Here is a 13,831-nt window from a genome sequence, read left to right as displayed (position 1 = left end):
CCCGCCACCCTCGTACTGCCGGGGACCGCCTGCTTCGGGCGGGCCGAGTTATTGAAAAAGTTTCCGATCGCAAACAACTGCAACCGTGTAAGAAATCCTAGCGACGGCGGCATGGCGCGCCAATGGTCATTTGGAGCCATGCGCAAGGCCCCCGGTGGGCCTTCACCGAGGGCAGCGGCCTGTTTCAGGGCTTGCCCATCCAGCATCCAGGGGGTGCGGATGCGGTGAGCGCCCAGGCGGGTTCTGACGGGACCGGACAGCTTCTGATGAGGTGAGTGCCGTTCAGCTTACAAGTGGCTCGGGCCTCGCGTGTGGACATTGCCGACGTACGGCCTTGGGGTACAGGGCGAGCTGGGCGGGCAGGCCGAACGACTGGAGCGCGGGGATGGACGAGCGTTGGCACGCGGCCCGCCATCACGTTTCTTCGATGCCCCGTTCGGCAAAACACTGCTTTGTCCGAAGGGTGCGGCGGCCTACCGTGCGGGCTCATCATCCAATCCCGCGACCCGCAAGCCGATGGCCTGAGCGGCCTGGTGGAGCGACGGCTGCGTTTCGTGCTGCGGCGCCTGAAGGCGCGGGTGCCGCGGGTGCAGGTGGCCTTGTCGGACGTGAACGGACCGCGCGGCGGCATCGACAAGCGCTGCCAGGTGGCCTGGCGCACGGACGGTGCGGGCGAGCTGGTGGTCAGCTCGGTGGCCGCCGACTGGCGCAGCGCGCTGGATGCGGCGCTGGCCCGGGCTGCACGCTTCCTGCTGCGCCAGGCCCGCCGCGGCCAGGACTTCCGGCGGCTGCAGCGCGCCCGGCCGCGGGCCGAAGGATAGGAGCCTCCCGCAGTGCTGGCCGCGCGGGCCTAGAACACCACGCCGGCGTACAGCACGATGTTGCGGTAGGGCGTGAATTCGCCGGTGCGCACCACGGCGCGCGCGCCGCGGGTGGCCAGCTTCAGGTCCTCATGGCTCACCGCCTGCACGCTGGCGTCGACCGGCGCCACCCAGGCGGGCAGGGCGCCGCCCGCGCCGCAGGCTTCGGTGGCCACGAGCGCCCGCTCCACCTGCAGCTCCGACAGCACTGCGGCCAGCACCTCGTCGAAGGCCGGCACGCCGCGGCTGACGGCCAGGTCGATGCGCTGCGGGCCGCCCGGGCACTGCGGCGCGTCGGGGATGGGCAGGCCGGCGTCGCCGATCACCAATGCGTCGCCATGGCCCATGGAGGCGATGACGCGCGAGAGTTCGGCATGCAGCAGCAGGGTGCGTTTCATAGGTCGGTCCAGGCAGGAGGCGCGGGCATCGCATCCACTTCGGCGGCCCGCGGAATCGAAGGTTGGGCACCGGCGCGGGTGACGCACAGCGCCGCCGCCTGCACACCGCGGGCGGCCGCCTGCTGCAGGCTGGCGCCTTGCGCCAAGGCCACGGCCAGTGCGCCGGTGAAGGTGTCGCCGGCCGCGGTGGTGTCCACCGCCTGCACCGGCATCGACGGATGCAGGCAGGCCGATCGGGCGTCCACGCTGACGGCGCCCTGCGCACCCAGCGTGACCACCACGCGGCCCACGCCGCGCTGCATCAGCGCACGCGCCGCGGCCACCGCGCCGGCCGCATCGGCCACCGGCAGGCCGGTGTATTCGGCGGCTTCCACCTCGTTGACCACCAGCGTGGCCACCTGCGGCCACACGCTGTCGGGCAGCGGCTGCATCGGCGACGGATTGAGCACCACCGGGCAGCCGGCCTCGTGCGCCAGCGCGATGGCGCGGAGCACCACCGGCAGCGGCGATTCGAGCTGGGTGACGAAGCAGGCAGCGCCCTGCAGCGCCGCCGCGAACGCCGCTTCGTCCAGCGACACCGCCAGGTTGGCGCCGGGGATCACGACGATGCGGTTCTGCGCGCTGTCCTCCACCATCACCAGCGCCACGCCGGTGGCCTGCGTGGCATCGCGCTGCACCGCGTCGAGGCGGATGCCGTCGGCCGCCAGCGCGGCGCACAGGGCATCGCCATCGGCATCGCGGCCCACGCGGGCGATCATGGTCACATGAGCGCCCTGGCGGGCGCAGCTCACCGCCTGGTTGCCGCCCTTGCCGCCAGGCAGGTGCTGCAGCGACCGACCGAGCAGCGTCTCGCCGGCCAGCGGCGCCCGTGGCACCCGCATCAGCAGGTCCATGTTCAGGCTGCCCAGCACCACGATGTCGACGGTCATGGCGCGGCTCCGCTGGAAGCGCGCACGCGCAGCTCGGGCTGCAGCACCACCTTGCGGGTGTCGGCGCGGCGGCCTTCGATGCGTTCCAGCAGCATGTCCACCGCCAGCGCGGCGATGCGCTGCTTGGGCTGGGCCACGGTGGTCAGCGGCGGGCTGCTGAAGCGGGCCAGCTCGATGTCGTCGAAGCCGACCACCGAGATGTCGCCCGGCACGTCGATGCCGCACTCGTGCGCGGCGCACAGCGCGCCGATGGCCATCAGGTCGTTGGCGACGAACACCGCGCTGGGCCGCGGCGTGTGGCGCAGCAGCGCATGCATGCAGGCATAGCCGCTCTCGCTGGTGAAGTCGCCGTGCCACAGCAGCGCATCGGCCTCGGCCTCGGTGGCGGCGCCCATCTCGGCCAGGGCCAGCCGCCAGCCGGCGATGCGCTGCTCGCTGGGCACCAGGCCGCGCGGGCCGCCGATGCAGGCGATGCGCCGGTGCCCCAGCGTGGCCAGGTGGCGGGTGGCCAGCAGCGCGCCGTTCATGTGCGCGGTTTCCACCAGGTCGCAGGGCAGGGTGTCGATCTCGCGGTCCAGCAGCACCGTGGGCATCTCCAGCCCGGCCAGCAGGCCCGGCAGGCTGGCGTCGTCGCCGGAGGAGACGACGATCAGCCCGTCGATGCGCCGCTGCGCCAGCACCTGCAGCACCATGCTCTGGCGGCGCGGCTCGTCGTCGGTGTTGCACAGGATGAGGGTGTAGCCGGCGCCGAAGCAGCGGTCTTCCACCGCGCGAACGATCTCGGCGAAGTAGGGGTTGGAGCTGTTGGGCGTGACCATGCCCAGGGTGTGCGTGGTGTTGCGCTTCAGGCTGCGCGCCACCGCGCTGGGCACGTAGCCGAGCTCGCGGATGGCCTGCTCGACACGGTCGCGCCCATCGGCACTGACATGCCGCGTGCCGTTGACCACATGCGACACGGTGGTGACCGACACGCCGGCGCGCAGCGCGACGTCCTTGATGGTGGCCATGGGTGTTCCGGTGTTGGAGTTTCAGCCGCCGCGGCGGCGCTGCCGCAGCGTGTCCACGATCACCGCGGCCACGATCACGCAGCCGGTGACCACGCGCTTGCTCGGCTCGCTGGCGCCCACCTGGGCCAGGCCGGCTTCCAGCACCGCGATGATCAGCACGCCGAAGAAGGTGGTGACCACCGAGCCGCGGCCTCCCATCAGGCTGGTGCCGCCGATCACCACCGCGGCGATCACGCGCAGCTCGATGCCCTGGCCGGCATTCGGGTCGGCCGCTTCCAGCCGCGCCGCCTGCATCAGCCCGGCCAGCCCGGCCAGCAGGCCGGTGAGCGCGAACACCGCGATGCGGATCGGCCGCGGATCGACGCCGGCCAGCCGCATGGCTTCCTCATTGGTGCCGATGCCCACCACGCTGCGGCCGAACACCGTGCGGCTCAGCACCAGCTGCCCCACGATCACCAGCGCCACCGCGATGACGAAGGCCGCCGACACATTGCCCAGCCACGGCTGCGCCAGCCAGGAGATGCGCTCGCCCACGTACTGCGTGCGCGAATCGGTGACCAGGTAGGCGCCGCCGCGCACCACCTCCAGCATGCCCAGCGACACGATGAAGGAGGGCAGCCGGAAGGCCACCGAGACGGAGCCCAGGATGGTGCCGGCCAGCATGCCCGCACCCAGGCCCAGCAACGAGGCGGCCGGCACGCTCCAGCCCCACTGCAGGATGGCGGTGGCGCACAGCGCGGCGCTCAGCGCCAGCACCGAGCCCACCGACAGGTCGATGCCGGCGACGATCAGCACGAAGGTCATGCCCACCGCCATCACCGCCAGCGCGGGAATCTCGTTGACGATGGCGATGAAGGTCTCGGTGCTGAAGAAGTAGTCGCTCAGCGTGCCGAACAGCGCCACCATGGCCACCAGCACCACGGCCAGGCCGAGGTAGGTGGCCAGCTCGCTGCGCAGCGCGCCGGCGCGGGTGGGGGAGGTCGTCAGGGGGGTGCTGCTCATGCGGGCTCGCTGCTCATTGCTTCATCGGCCGGCGCAGCGGCCGAGAAGGCCGCCGCCAGCAGGGATTGTTCGGTCCATTCGCCGCGCTCGAAGCTGCGCACCAGGCGGCCGCCGCTCATCACGCCGATGCGGTCGCACAGCGCCATCAGCTCGCGCAGGTCGCTGGACACCACCAGTAGCGCGCGGCCCTCGGCGGCCATGCGTTCGAGTTGGCTATACAGGTCGGCGCGGGCGCCGATGTCCACGCCGCGGGTGGGTTCGTCCAGCAACAGCACCTCGCAGTTGCGGTGCAGCCAGCGGGCGAAGATCACCTTCTGCTGGTTGCCGCCGCTGAGCGATGCCACCGGCTGCTCTTCGCTGCTGGAACGCACGCGCAGCATCTGCACCAGCTGGCGCACGCGGCTGCCTTCCAGCGCCGGCTTGAGCCAGCCGCGGCGGGACACCGCGCCCAGGTCGCTCAGCGTGGTGTTGACGCGGATCGACTGCGGCAGCAGCAGGCCTTCGGCCTTGCGATCCTCGCTGACCAGGCCCACGCCGGCCTTCACCGCCTGCACCGGCGTGCGCCAGGTGCGCGGCGCGCCGCCGTCGATGGGCAGCAGCTCGACGCTGCCGGCATCGGCCTTGTCGGCGCCGTAGATCAGGCGCAGCAGTTCGGTGCGGCCCGAGCCCACCAGGCCAGCCAGGCCCAGGATCTCGCCGCCGCGCAATTCCAGGCTGGTGGGCTGCACCACCTTGCCGCGCGCCAGGCCCTGCACCCGCAGCCGCACCGGGCCGGCCGGTCGGCGGCCGCGGCCGCTGTCCTCGACCAGCGTGCGGCCGATCATGCGTTCGACCAGATCCTCCTCGCGCAGGCCGGGCATCGGCAGCACGTCCACCAGCCGGCCGTCGCGCAGCACCGCCACCCGGTGGGCGATGCGCTGCAGCTCTTCCAGCCGGTGCGACACATAGACGATGGACACGCCCGCGGCCACCAGCTGCGCCACCTGCTCGAACAGGCGGTCGGTCTCGCGCGGGGTGAGCATCGCGGTGGGTTCGTCCAGCATCAGCACGCGGGTGTCGTCGTGCAGGTTGCGCGCGATCTCCACCATCTGCTGGTGGCCGATGCCCAGGCGCGAGACCGGCGTCCACGGGTCGAGGTCGTCCAGGCCGATGCGGGCCAGCTGCAAGCGCGCACGCCGGGCCATCTCGCCGAGCTTCAACCAGCCGGCGGTGTGCGGCATCGCGCCCAGCAGCAGGTTCTCGGCCACGGTGAGCGTGGGCACCAGGCCCAGCTCCTGCAGCACCATGCGCACGCCGTGCCGCTCGGCATCGCGGCGCGAGGCGGGTGCGTAGGGCTGGCCGTCGAGCGTCATCCGCCCGCGGGTGGGATCGACCAGCCCGCAGACGATCTTCGACAGCGTGCTCTTGCCGGCACCGTTCTCGCCGGTGAGCGCCAGCACCTCGCCGCGCTGCAGCGAGAGGCTGACGCCGTCCAGCACGGTGGCGGCGTAGTCCTTGCCGATGCCTTCCAGCACCAGCAGCGGCGTGCGCTCCATGGCCTGCGTGCCTTCGCGGCTTACTTGCTGTCCTTGGTGACCAGCACCACGTCGGTCTTCACCTCTTCGGGCATCTGGGCCTGCGGTGTCTTGTCGGCCAGGGCCTTGAGCGCGGTCTCGATGCCGAACACGGCCTGCTTGGCGGCGTACTGGTCGGCGGTGGCGAGCACCCGGCCGTCCTTCAGCATCGGCTTGATCGCGCTGATGTTGTCGTAGCCCACCACGGCCACCTTGCCGGTCTTGCCGGCGGCCTTGACGGCGGCCACGGCGCCCAGGGCCATGCTGTCGTTGCCGGCGAGCAGGGCCTTCAGGTCGGGGTGCTCGCGCATCATGCCGGCGGCCACGGTGTTGCCCTTGTCGATCTCCCACTGGCCCGACTGCACGCCCACCACGGTGATGCCCGCGGCCTTCATCGCGTCCTGGTAGCCCAGCGTGCGCTGCTGCGCATTGAAGGTGGTGGACACGCCTTCGATGATGCCCACCTTGTCGCCGGACTTCAGCGTCTTGGCCAGCGCATCGCCCACCAGCTTGGCGCCGGCACGGTTGTCGGGGCCGACGAAGGGCACCTTGATGCCCTTTTCCTTCAGCGCGGCGGCATCGAAGCGGTTGTCGATGTTGACCACCAGCACGCCCTTGTCGATGGCGTTCTTGATGGCCGGCACCAGGGCCTTGCTGTCGGCCGGCGCAATCACCAGCGCATCGACCTTCTGCGCCACCATCTGCTCGACCATGCGGATCTGCGCGGCGGTGTCGGTCTCGTCCTTGATGCCGTTGGCCACCAGGGTGTACTTGCCCGAGTTTTCCTTCTGGTGGGCCTTGGCGCCTTGCTCCATGGTCAGGAAGAACTCGTTGGCCAGCGACTTCATCACCAGCGCGACCTTGGGCTTGTCGGCGGCGTGGGCGGCCGGCAGCAGCGCGGCCGACAGCACCAGCGCCGCGGAGGCGCCGAACACCTGCGCGCAGCGGCGGCGGGTGAAGAGGGAAGCAGCAGCGGACGGAATGCGTGAGGTCATGTCTTGTCTCCTGAGTCGGGATGAGCGGTGCCGTACTGTCGTGCGCCTGGTCGGCCGGCGGCGTGCAGTCTAGTACGCGCAAACGTTTGCGCAAACGTTTGCGCGCTTCTGGATGCTCGTCGTTTTCCCTGATGCATCTAGGCGTTGAACCGGGAGCAGGGCGGCGGCGCCATGGAGCGCAGGAACGCCTGACGCCGCGGTGTTGCGCGCTGCAGCAGCCTCCGTGAACCGGCGGCCCCCGGGAAATGGCGGGCCCCTCGTTACCATCACATGGCGGCGGGCTCGCAGCGGGCGCGCCAATCAAGCCACAGACAGCAGCACGCATGCTGCCTGCACCTAATTCGCCATGCGCCTTCTGCACTACATAGAGATCGAGAATTTCAAGCGCTTCGGTGCAAGGCAACGAATTGAGCTTGACCATCCTGCCGTCCTCATAGGTCCGAACAACTGCGGCAAAACCAGCGCGATCCAGGCCATGGCGCTTTGGTCTCAGGCGGTGAGAACCTGGTATGACGTGCGCAGAGAATCATCCGCGAAGGAACGCACGGCGACGTCGCTCAACCGCCTGAGCATCGTTGCCGTCCCTGTGACCCGCACGCGCTTCTTTTGGCACAACACGCAGGTGCGCAAAGGAAGCAAGGACATTGCACTGAACATCACGGTGGGCGTTGAATTCGAGGGCCACGTGCACCCGTTGACCATGCGGTTCAGAAACCAAGGCGACGAACTGGTTTATTGCACTCCGGACCCCTCCGTCATGGGCAATTTGAAGCTGCTGGCTTATGCATCCTCCCTGCGAGTCGAGTTGCTTTACCCGATGTCGGGGCTTGATACGGAGGAGCCCATTCTGCAGCCGGGGCGGGTCGACGTGCTGTTGGGTCAGGGCAGAACAGCAGACGTGCTTCGCAACCTCTGCCTGGCTGTGGCGCGGACATCGGTTGGTGATTGGCAGCGCATCGTCGATCTGATGCGGCGCCTTTTCAAGGTGGACTTGGGTGCCCCCGAGGAAACGTCACGTGGCAGCATCACACTGGCATATCGCCAAGATAGCGTGAAGGAAGCACTCGACATCTCCTCGGCCGGCCGCGGCATGCTGCAGATGCTGCTGGTGTTTGCCTATTTGTTCTCGCACAAGCGCAGCGTGTTGCTTGTTGACGAGCCGGATGCGCACCTGGAGATACTGCGTCAGAAGCAGGTGTATGTCTTGCTCCGCGATATTGCCAGCGAGAACGGCTCACAGGTTGTGATGGTCACGCACTCCGAAGTAATTCTGGACGAGGCGCTGGACAAGAACCTGACGTTGCTTCTCGAAGGTCGCGCAGACGATCTGGCCAGAAAGGACGATATTCGGAACAGCCTGAAGCACTTCGGCGCTGAGCACTACGTCAAGGCGCGCCAGCGCGGGTATGTGCTCTACGCGGAGGGCGGCACCGATGTGGATATGCTTCGTGCACTGGCCACCCGCCTGAATCACGAGGCTGCTCAGGTTTGGGACGAGCGCATCAACACCTTCTATGTCCAGAATAATTTCCCGCTGCAGGACTTCGACGCGGAACTGGAGCGGGTGGAAGGTGGATTTGGTATTACCCCGTTGGACCACTTCAACGGATTACGCAATCTCTTGCCTGATCTTGAGGGGCTCGGCATCCTTGACAACGATGGGCGAAATCGGCCTGATCGCGATTACGGCGCATTGAAGCTGCGTTACTGGAGGCGGTATGAAGCGGAAAACTACTTCGTCGTTCCAGACCTTCTTGAACGGTTTGCGCGTTCCAGATATCCATCCGAAGACCTCTTCGCGGCGCAGGTTCATGCGCTCATCACCGAGGTGCTGGATGAAGTGTTGATCAGCCTTGTATTCGATGGGCAAGCCGAAGATCATCGCGCTTGGCGCGGGGCTGCGTCCGACGCTGCTCGTGTCATCTGGGAAGCAAAAACCGAGCACCGCAAACTGAGTGCAGTCGCGGAAGAATTCTTCCGAAGACTTGCGCAACGGCAGGGCGGCGCCATGTTGCTCACCAAAGGCGAACTGCATCGCCTGGTCCCTCTTGCGGATCTGTCCGCATCGGCGGAAAAAGAAGTGCCGGAAAAGCTGGACCTGGTGGCGGCACTCTTCAAGAGTGCTCAGCGCAGGCAAACTGCCATGCTGGTCGCTATGGGTGCAGAAGCCAATTCGAACTCTGACTGACAGCCGGCAGCCGGAGATTGACGGTGGCGCGGCTTCACTCGATGCCCGACAGGAAGAACTTGATCACCCCCTTGGCCGCGAAGCCCACCAGCCCCAGGCCGAGCCCCAGCAGCAGCACGAAGGTACCAAAGCGGCCGGCCTTGGATTCGCGGGCCAGGTTCAGGATGATGAACACCATGTAGAGCATGAAGGCGCCGAGGCCGAAGGTCATGCCGAACCATGCGAACTGCTCTTCGCTGTAGCCGAACATGTCAGGCGTGCTCCACGGAGCCGGCGGGCACCACCAGGTCCCGATAGGCATGCCAGCTGGCATGTGCCAGCCAGGGCGCGACGAACACCAGCCCCAGCAGCAGCGGCAGCATGCCCAGCACCGTCAGTGCGGTCAGCAGCACCGCCCACAGGGCCATTGGCACCGGGTTCTCCAGCACCACCCGCCAGCTGGTGAGCACCGCGCCGAGCACGCCCACGCGGCGGTCCAGCAGCAGCGGCATGGCCACCACGCTGGAGGCGAAGACCGGCGCGGCCAGCAACGCGCCCAGCGCGACCCAGGCCTCGAACACATGGCCGTGCTCTGCCAGCACCACATGGCGCAGGAAGTCCATCGGGTTGTCGATCGGATGCGGCGACAGCCCGGTGATCAGCCCGGCGGAGGTGACCACCCAGCCGGTGCCGGCAAAGGCCAGCAGCACGCCGAACACCACCAGCCGGCCGTCGTCGGGATACCAGGCGCGCATGGCCGTGGCCAGGGCGGCGGGCTCGCCATGCTCCAGCGCGCGGCTGATGGCATACAGGCCCGTGGCCAGTAGCGGACCCACCAGCAGGAAGCCGGTGAAGGCCCCGGTGAGCAGCCAGAAGTGCCGGTGTGCCACCAGGGCCAGCACAATGCCGAAGACGGCCAGCGCCAGCCCGTGCAGCAGGCCGGGCAGGGGGCAGCGTCGAAGGTCGCGCCAGCCCAATGCCAGCCAGCGCAACGGTTGCAGGACCGGCACCGGGCGCACGCCCAGGCGTCGGGAGTCTTGGAGGGCGCGGGGCGCGAGCGGTCGGGTCATCCGCCATGCTGGCATGCAGCGGCCGGGGCGGGCTTGATGCGCGTCATGCCAAAGCCAACCGGTGTGGGGACTGTCTTACACGGCACTGCGGCGTGTGCTTCTGGCCCTCGCGCGCGGGCGCTCCTAAGCTCCCTGCATCACTTTCAAGGAGACCTGCATGAACACCCTTCAACGTGGCGCGATCCTGGTGGCTGGCCTGGTGACGGCGGCCTTGGCCACTGGCTGCTCCAGCATGAGCGACTGCCAGAAGGGCACCGCTGTGGGCGCCGGCGTAGGCGGCGTCGCCGGCTCGGTGCTCAGCGGCGGCAGCACCGCCGGCACCGTGGGCGGTGCGGTGGTGGGTGGCGTGCTGGGCGCCGGCGGCCGCTGCAGCTGATCGCGCAGGCTAGGACCGCCGGCGCGTGCTGGCCATGTAGGTGTCGAACGGCTGCTCGCAGAACTGCTGCCACAGCAGCTGTTCGTCCCTGAACTTAGACCAGTGCGCGTGGATCTTGCGGAAGGCCGGGCTCTTCTCGGCCAGCTCCTGGTAGAGCTGCCCGGCCGCGGTGAAGCTTGCATCCATCACCGGCTTCGGAAAGGCGCGCAGCTGCGCACCGCCGCTGACCAGCCGCTTGAGCGCCGCCGGGTTGCCGATGTCGTACTTCGCGGTGCTCCACTGGTTGGCCTCGGCCGAGGCCGCCTTCACCGCCGCCTGGTAGGCAGCGGGCAGCGCCGCCCAGGCCTTCTGGTTGATGAACAGCGGCAGCGTGGCCGAGCCCTCCCACCAGCCCGGGTAGTAGTAGAACTTGGCCACCTTGTGCAGGCCCAGTTTCTCGTCGTCGTAAGGGCCCACGAACTCGGCCGCGTCGATCACGCCTTTTTCCAGTGACGGGTAGAGGTCGCCCGCGGCCAGCTGCTGCGGCACCACGCCCAGCTTGGACAGCACCATGCCGCCCAGCCCGCCGATGCGGAACTTCAGGCCCTTGAGGTCGTCGACCGTCTTGATCTCCTTGCGGTACCAGCCGGCCATCTGGGCGCCAGTGTTGCCGATGGGCAGGTGGTACAGGCCGAAGCCGGCATAGAACTCGTTGAGCACGTCGTTGCCGCCGCCCTCGTACAGCCAGGCGTTCTGGCCGCGGGTGTTCAGGCCGAAGGGCATCGCCGTGCCGAAGCCGAAGGCGGGGTCGCGGCCGATGTAGAAGTAGCTGGCGCTGTGGCCGGCTTCCACGGTGCCGTCCATCACCGCGTCCAGCACCTGCAGCGGCGGCACCAGCTCGCCGGCGCCGTGCAGGCTGATCCTGAAGCGGCCGTCGGTCAGCTCGGCCACGCGCTTGACGGCGAGGTCCACCGCACCGTAGATGGTGTCCAGCGTCTTCGGATAGCTGCTGGCCAGGCGCCAGCGGATCTCGGGGTGCTGGCCCTGGGCCAGCGCCGGTGCGGCCAGGGTGGCGGCGGTGGTGGCGCCGAGGGCGCTGCGGGTGATGAACTTCCTGCGTTGCATGCGGGGGTCTCCTGTGTTGTTGGACTAGACGCAGCGGGCGCCATCGACCTCGATGCACACGCCCGAGATGAACGAGGCCTCGTCGCTGGCCAGGTACAGCGCGGCATTGGCCACATCCAGCGCGGTGCTGAAGCGCCCGAGCGGGATGGTGGCCAGGAACCTGGCGCGTCGGGCCTCGTCCACCGGGCCGCCGGCAAACTCCGCCGACAGCGCGGTATCGGGGTTGAACACCGGGTTGATGCAGTTGACCCGGATGTTGTCCGGGCCCAGCTCGGCCGCCATCGACTTGCTGGTGGTGATCACCGCGCCCTTCGATCCGTTGTACCAGGTCAGGCCGGGCCGCGGCCGCACGCCGGCGGTGGAGGCGATGTTGATGATGCTGCCGCCGCCTTGGCTGCGCATCACCGGCACCGCATGCAGCGCGGAGAGGTAGATGCTCTTGACGTTGATGGCGTAGAGCCTGTCGAACTCTTCCTCGCTCACTTCCAGCATCGGCCGGTTGCGGTGCGTCCAGCCGGCGTTGTTCACCATCACGTCGAGCCGGCCGAAGGCCTGCACCGCGGCGGCCACCAGCGCCTGCATCTCTGCCGTCTTCGTGACGTCGGCCTTCACGAAGGTGGCGCTGCCGCCTTCGGCCACGATGGCCTCGCACACCCGGCGGCCGGCCGCCTCGTTCACGTCGTTGACCACCACGCGCCCGCCCTCGGCGGCCAGGCGCCGCGCGATGCCTTCGCCGATGCCACCGCCCGAACCGGTGACGATGATGGACTTGCCCTGCACACGCATTCGCTGGTCTCCTGCTTGTCTAGTCATGTTGGATGGCCACCGTCTTGAGCACGGTGAAGGCATACAGCGCCTCGAAGCCCTTCTCGCGGCCATGGCCGCTGGCCTTCACGCCGCCGAAGGGCAGCTCCACGCCGCCGCCGGCGCCGTAGTTGTTGACGAACACCTGGCCGGCCCGCACCCGCCGCGCCATGCGCAGCTGGCGGCCGCCGTCGCGGGTCCATACGCTGGCCACCAGGCCGTAGGGCGTGCCGTTGGCGATGCGCACCGCGTCGTCTTCGGTGTCGAAGGGCAGGGCGGCCAGCACCGGGCCGAACACCTCCTGCTGCGCCAGCCGGTGGCCGGGCGGCACGTCGCGCAGCAGCGTGGGCACCTGGTAGAAACCGCCGGCCGGCACGCCGGGCTCGATGCGGCCCTGGGCCACGATCGGCAGGCCGTCCGCACGCGCCTCGTCGATGAAGCCGGCCACGCGCTGCAGCTGGCTGCGGCGGATCAGCGGCCCGCAGTCCAGGTCCATGGTGGCGCTGCCCACGCGCAGGCGGCCGAAGGCCTCGCCCAGGCGTTCCAGCACTTGTCCATACAACTTGCGCTGCACCAGCAGCCGGCTGCCGGCGGAGCAGGTCTGGCCGGCGTTCTGCACGATGGCATTGATCACCACCGGCAGCATCCTGTCCACGTCCGCATCGTCGAACACGATCTGCGGCGACTTGCCGCCCAGCTCCAGCGTCACCGGCGTGTGGTGCTCGGCAGCGGCCCGCACCACCACCTGACCGATGGCGGGCGAGCCGGTGAAGGACACATGGTCGATGCCCGGATGCCGCACCAGTGCGTCGCCCGCCTCATGGCCATAACCGGTGACGATGTTCAGCACGCCCGGCGGCAAGCCCACCTCGGCCGCCAGCTCGGCCACGCGCAGCAGCGACAGGCAGGCATCTTCCGCCGGCTTGACCACGCAGGCATTGCCCGCAGCCAGGGAGCCGCCCACGCTGCGGCCGAAGATCTGCAGCGGATAGTTCCAGGGCACGATGTGGCCGGTGACGCCGTGCGGCTCGCGCAGCGTCAGCACGGTGTAGCCGGCCTGGTAGGGCAGGGTTTCGCCATGCAGCTTGTCGGCTGCGCCGGCATAGAACTCGAAGTAGCGGGCGATGGCCGCCGCATCGGCGCGGGCCTGCTTGAGCGGCTTGCCGCAGTCGCGGGCCTCGAGGGCGGCCAGTTCCTCGGCATGGTCGGCCAGCCTGGCCGACAGTCGCTGCAGCAACCGGCCGCGTTCTGCCGCGGGCATGCGGCCCCAGGGGCCGACGTCGTAGGCGCGGCGGGCAGCCTGCACCGCCAGGTCGATGTCGGCCGCATTGCCGCGGGCCAGTTCCTCGAAGGGCTGGCCGTCGGAGGGATCGAGCACCGGGATGCGCTCGCCGCTGGAAGGCGCCACCGCGCGGTTGTCGATGAAGTGCTGCTTCACGCTGGTCTCCTGCGTGTGTTCTTCATGGGGGTGCGGGCCATCATAGGTTCGGGCCCGGGCAAGTTGTCAGTGCGATTGACTGCTTTTGCTCGGTGGATTCCCTGAGCGACCGGGCCCAGTCCGCACCG

Annotated in this window: 14 protein-coding genes; 3 read left to right on the top strand and 11 right to left on the bottom strand. The window is 68.9% G+C overall.

From position 1 onward, the window contains the following. Positions 1-533 precede the first annotated feature (533 nt). A complete protein-coding gene (locus VO99_RS02875) occupies positions 534-821 on the top strand; it encodes an HPF/RaiA family ribosome-associated protein (protein WP_310733641.1) in 288 nt (95 codons plus the stop codon). Positions 822-850: 29 nt separating this feature from the next. On the opposite strand, the gene rbsD is transcribed toward VO99_RS02875, so the two are convergent. Genes rbsD through VO99_RS02845 form a run of 6 tightly spaced genes read right to left on the bottom strand, consistent with a single transcriptional unit; the run spans position 851 to position 6,744 of the window. Beyond that, a complete protein-coding gene (rbsD, locus tag VO99_RS02870; protein ID WP_046111309.1) occupies positions 851-1,258 on the bottom strand; it encodes a D-ribose pyranase in 408 nt (135 codons plus the stop codon). Continuing rightward, positions 1,255-2,187: a ribokinase gene (gene rbsK / locus VO99_RS02865; RefSeq protein ID WP_046111308.1), complete on the bottom strand. Its 933-nt coding sequence runs from the start codon at positions 2,185-2,187 to the stop codon at positions 1,255-1,257. Before rbsK ends, rbsD begins: the two co-directional genes overlap by 4 nt. After that, on the bottom strand, positions 2,184-3,194 hold the full coding sequence (locus tag VO99_RS02860) for a LacI family DNA-binding transcriptional regulator (RefSeq protein ID WP_046111307.1): 1,011 nt from the start codon (positions 3,192-3,194) through the stop codon (positions 2,184-2,186). The genes rbsK and VO99_RS02860 overlap by 4 nt, the downstream gene beginning before the upstream one ends. Positions 3,195-3,215: 21 nt before the next feature. Then, complete coding sequence (locus tag VO99_RS02855; protein WP_046111306.1) at positions 3,216-4,196, bottom strand: ABC transporter permease; 981 nt, start codon at positions 4,194-4,196, stop codon at positions 3,216-3,218. Next, complete coding sequence (locus VO99_RS02850; RefSeq protein WP_046111305.1) at positions 4,193-5,731, bottom strand: sugar ABC transporter ATP-binding protein; 1,539 nt, start codon at positions 5,729-5,731, stop codon at positions 4,193-4,195. The genes VO99_RS02855 and VO99_RS02850 overlap by 4 nt, the downstream gene beginning before the upstream one ends. Before the next feature lie 20 nt (positions 5,732-5,751). Beyond that, the gene (locus tag VO99_RS02845; RefSeq protein WP_046111304.1) at positions 5,752-6,744 is read right to left on the bottom strand and encodes a sugar ABC transporter substrate-binding protein; all 993 of its coding nucleotides are present in this window, start codon (positions 6,742-6,744) and stop codon (positions 5,752-5,754) included. Positions 6,745-7,090: 346 nt separating this feature from the next. Here VO99_RS02845 and VO99_RS02840 point away from each other — a divergent pair, with 346 nt between their 5' ends. Next, positions 7,091-8,932 (top strand): ATP-dependent nuclease, encoded by a 1,842-nt coding sequence (locus tag VO99_RS02840; protein WP_046111303.1) that lies wholly within the window; start codon positions 7,091-7,093, stop codon positions 8,930-8,932. A 34-nt stretch (positions 8,933-8,966) separates the two neighbouring features. Here the strand turns inward: VO99_RS02840 and VO99_RS02835 are convergent, their stop codons facing one another. Both VO99_RS02835 and VO99_RS02830 read right to left on the bottom strand, forming a co-directional pair. Then, positions 8,967-9,182 carry a DUF2788 domain-containing protein gene (locus tag VO99_RS02835; protein ID WP_046111302.1) on the bottom strand — a complete coding sequence of 72 codons (216 nt, stop codon included), beginning with the start codon at positions 9,180-9,182 and terminating at the stop codon, positions 8,967-8,969. 1 nt (position 9,183) lies between these two features. After that, a complete protein-coding gene (locus VO99_RS02830) occupies positions 9,184-9,996 on the bottom strand; it encodes a DUF2189 domain-containing protein (RefSeq protein ID WP_083440313.1) in 813 nt (270 codons plus the stop codon). Positions 9,997-10,138: 142 nt separating this feature from the next. On the opposite strand from VO99_RS02830, the gene VO99_RS02825 reads away from it, so the two are divergent. Beyond that, complete coding sequence (locus VO99_RS02825) at positions 10,139-10,357, top strand: YMGG-like glycine zipper-containing protein (RefSeq protein WP_046111300.1); 219 nt, start codon at positions 10,139-10,141, stop codon at positions 10,355-10,357. Between the two features lie 9 nt (positions 10,358-10,366). On the opposite strand, the gene VO99_RS02820 is transcribed toward VO99_RS02825, so the two are convergent. The 3 genes from VO99_RS02820 to VO99_RS02810 are packed head-to-tail and all read right to left on the bottom strand — an operon-like array spanning position 10,367 to position 13,703. Then, positions 10,367-11,461, bottom strand: a complete 1,095-nt coding sequence (locus VO99_RS02820; protein ID WP_046111299.1) for a TRAP transporter substrate-binding protein — start codon at positions 11,459-11,461, stop codon at positions 10,367-10,369. Between the two features lie 24 nt (positions 11,462-11,485). Continuing rightward, positions 11,486-12,247, bottom strand: a complete 762-nt coding sequence (locus VO99_RS02815) for an SDR family oxidoreductase (RefSeq protein WP_046111298.1) — start codon at positions 12,245-12,247, stop codon at positions 11,486-11,488. A gap of 19 nt (positions 12,248-12,266) precedes the next feature. Beyond that, the gene (locus tag VO99_RS02810; RefSeq protein WP_046111297.1) at positions 12,267-13,703 is read right to left on the bottom strand and encodes an aldehyde dehydrogenase family protein; all 1,437 of its coding nucleotides are present in this window, start codon (positions 13,701-13,703) and stop codon (positions 12,267-12,269) included. Between the last annotated feature and the right edge of the window lie 128 nt (positions 13,704-13,831).

It is taken from the genome of Aquincola tertiaricarbonis, from assembly GCF_000969605.1.
In the GTDB taxonomy this organism is placed as follows: domain Bacteria; phylum Pseudomonadota; class Gammaproteobacteria; order Burkholderiales; family Burkholderiaceae_C; genus Aquincola; species Aquincola tertiaricarbonis.
This window is presented reverse-complemented; position numbering and strand designations above follow the sequence as displayed.

Bases quoted from the DNA above. Each gene is read 5' to 3' on its own strand.
- rbsD (WP_046111309.1), bottom strand. From the start codon at position 1,258: ATGAAACGCACCCTGCTGCTGCATGCCGAACTCTCGCGCGTCATCGCC.
- rbsK (WP_046111308.1), bottom strand. From the start codon at position 2,187: ATGACCGTCGACATCGTGGTGCTGGGCAGCCTGAACATGGACCTGCTG.
- VO99_RS02860 (WP_046111307.1), bottom strand. From the start codon at position 3,194: ATGGCCACCATCAAGGACGTCGCGCTGCGCGCCGGCGTGTCGGTCACC.
- VO99_RS02855 (WP_046111306.1), bottom strand. From the start codon at position 4,196: ATGAGCAGCACCCCCCTGACGACCTCCCCCACCCGCGCCGGCGCGCTG.
- VO99_RS02850 (WP_046111305.1), bottom strand. From the start codon at position 5,731: ATGGAGCGCACGCCGCTGCTGGTGCTGGAAGGCATCGGCAAGGACTAC.
- VO99_RS02845 (WP_046111304.1), bottom strand. From the start codon at position 6,744: ATGACCTCACGCATTCCGTCCGCTGCTGCTTCCCTCTTCACCCGCCGC.
- VO99_RS02840 (WP_046111303.1), top strand. From the start codon at position 7,091: ATGCGCCTTCTGCACTACATAGAGATCGAGAATTTCAAGCGCTTCGGT.
- VO99_RS02835 (WP_046111302.1), bottom strand. From the start codon at position 9,182: ATGTTCGGCTACAGCGAAGAGCAGTTCGCATGGTTCGGCATGACCTTC.
- VO99_RS02830 (WP_083440313.1), bottom strand. From the start codon at position 9,996: ATGCCAGCATGGCGGATGACCCGACCGCTCGCGCCCCGCGCCCTCCAA.
- VO99_RS02825 (WP_046111300.1), top strand. From the start codon at position 10,139: ATGAACACCCTTCAACGTGGCGCGATCCTGGTGGCTGGCCTGGTGACG.
- VO99_RS02820 (WP_046111299.1), bottom strand. From the start codon at position 11,461: ATGCAACGCAGGAAGTTCATCACCCGCAGCGCCCTCGGCGCCACCACC.
- VO99_RS02815 (WP_046111298.1), bottom strand. From the start codon at position 12,247: ATGCGTGTGCAGGGCAAGTCCATCATCGTCACCGGTTCGGGCGGTGGC.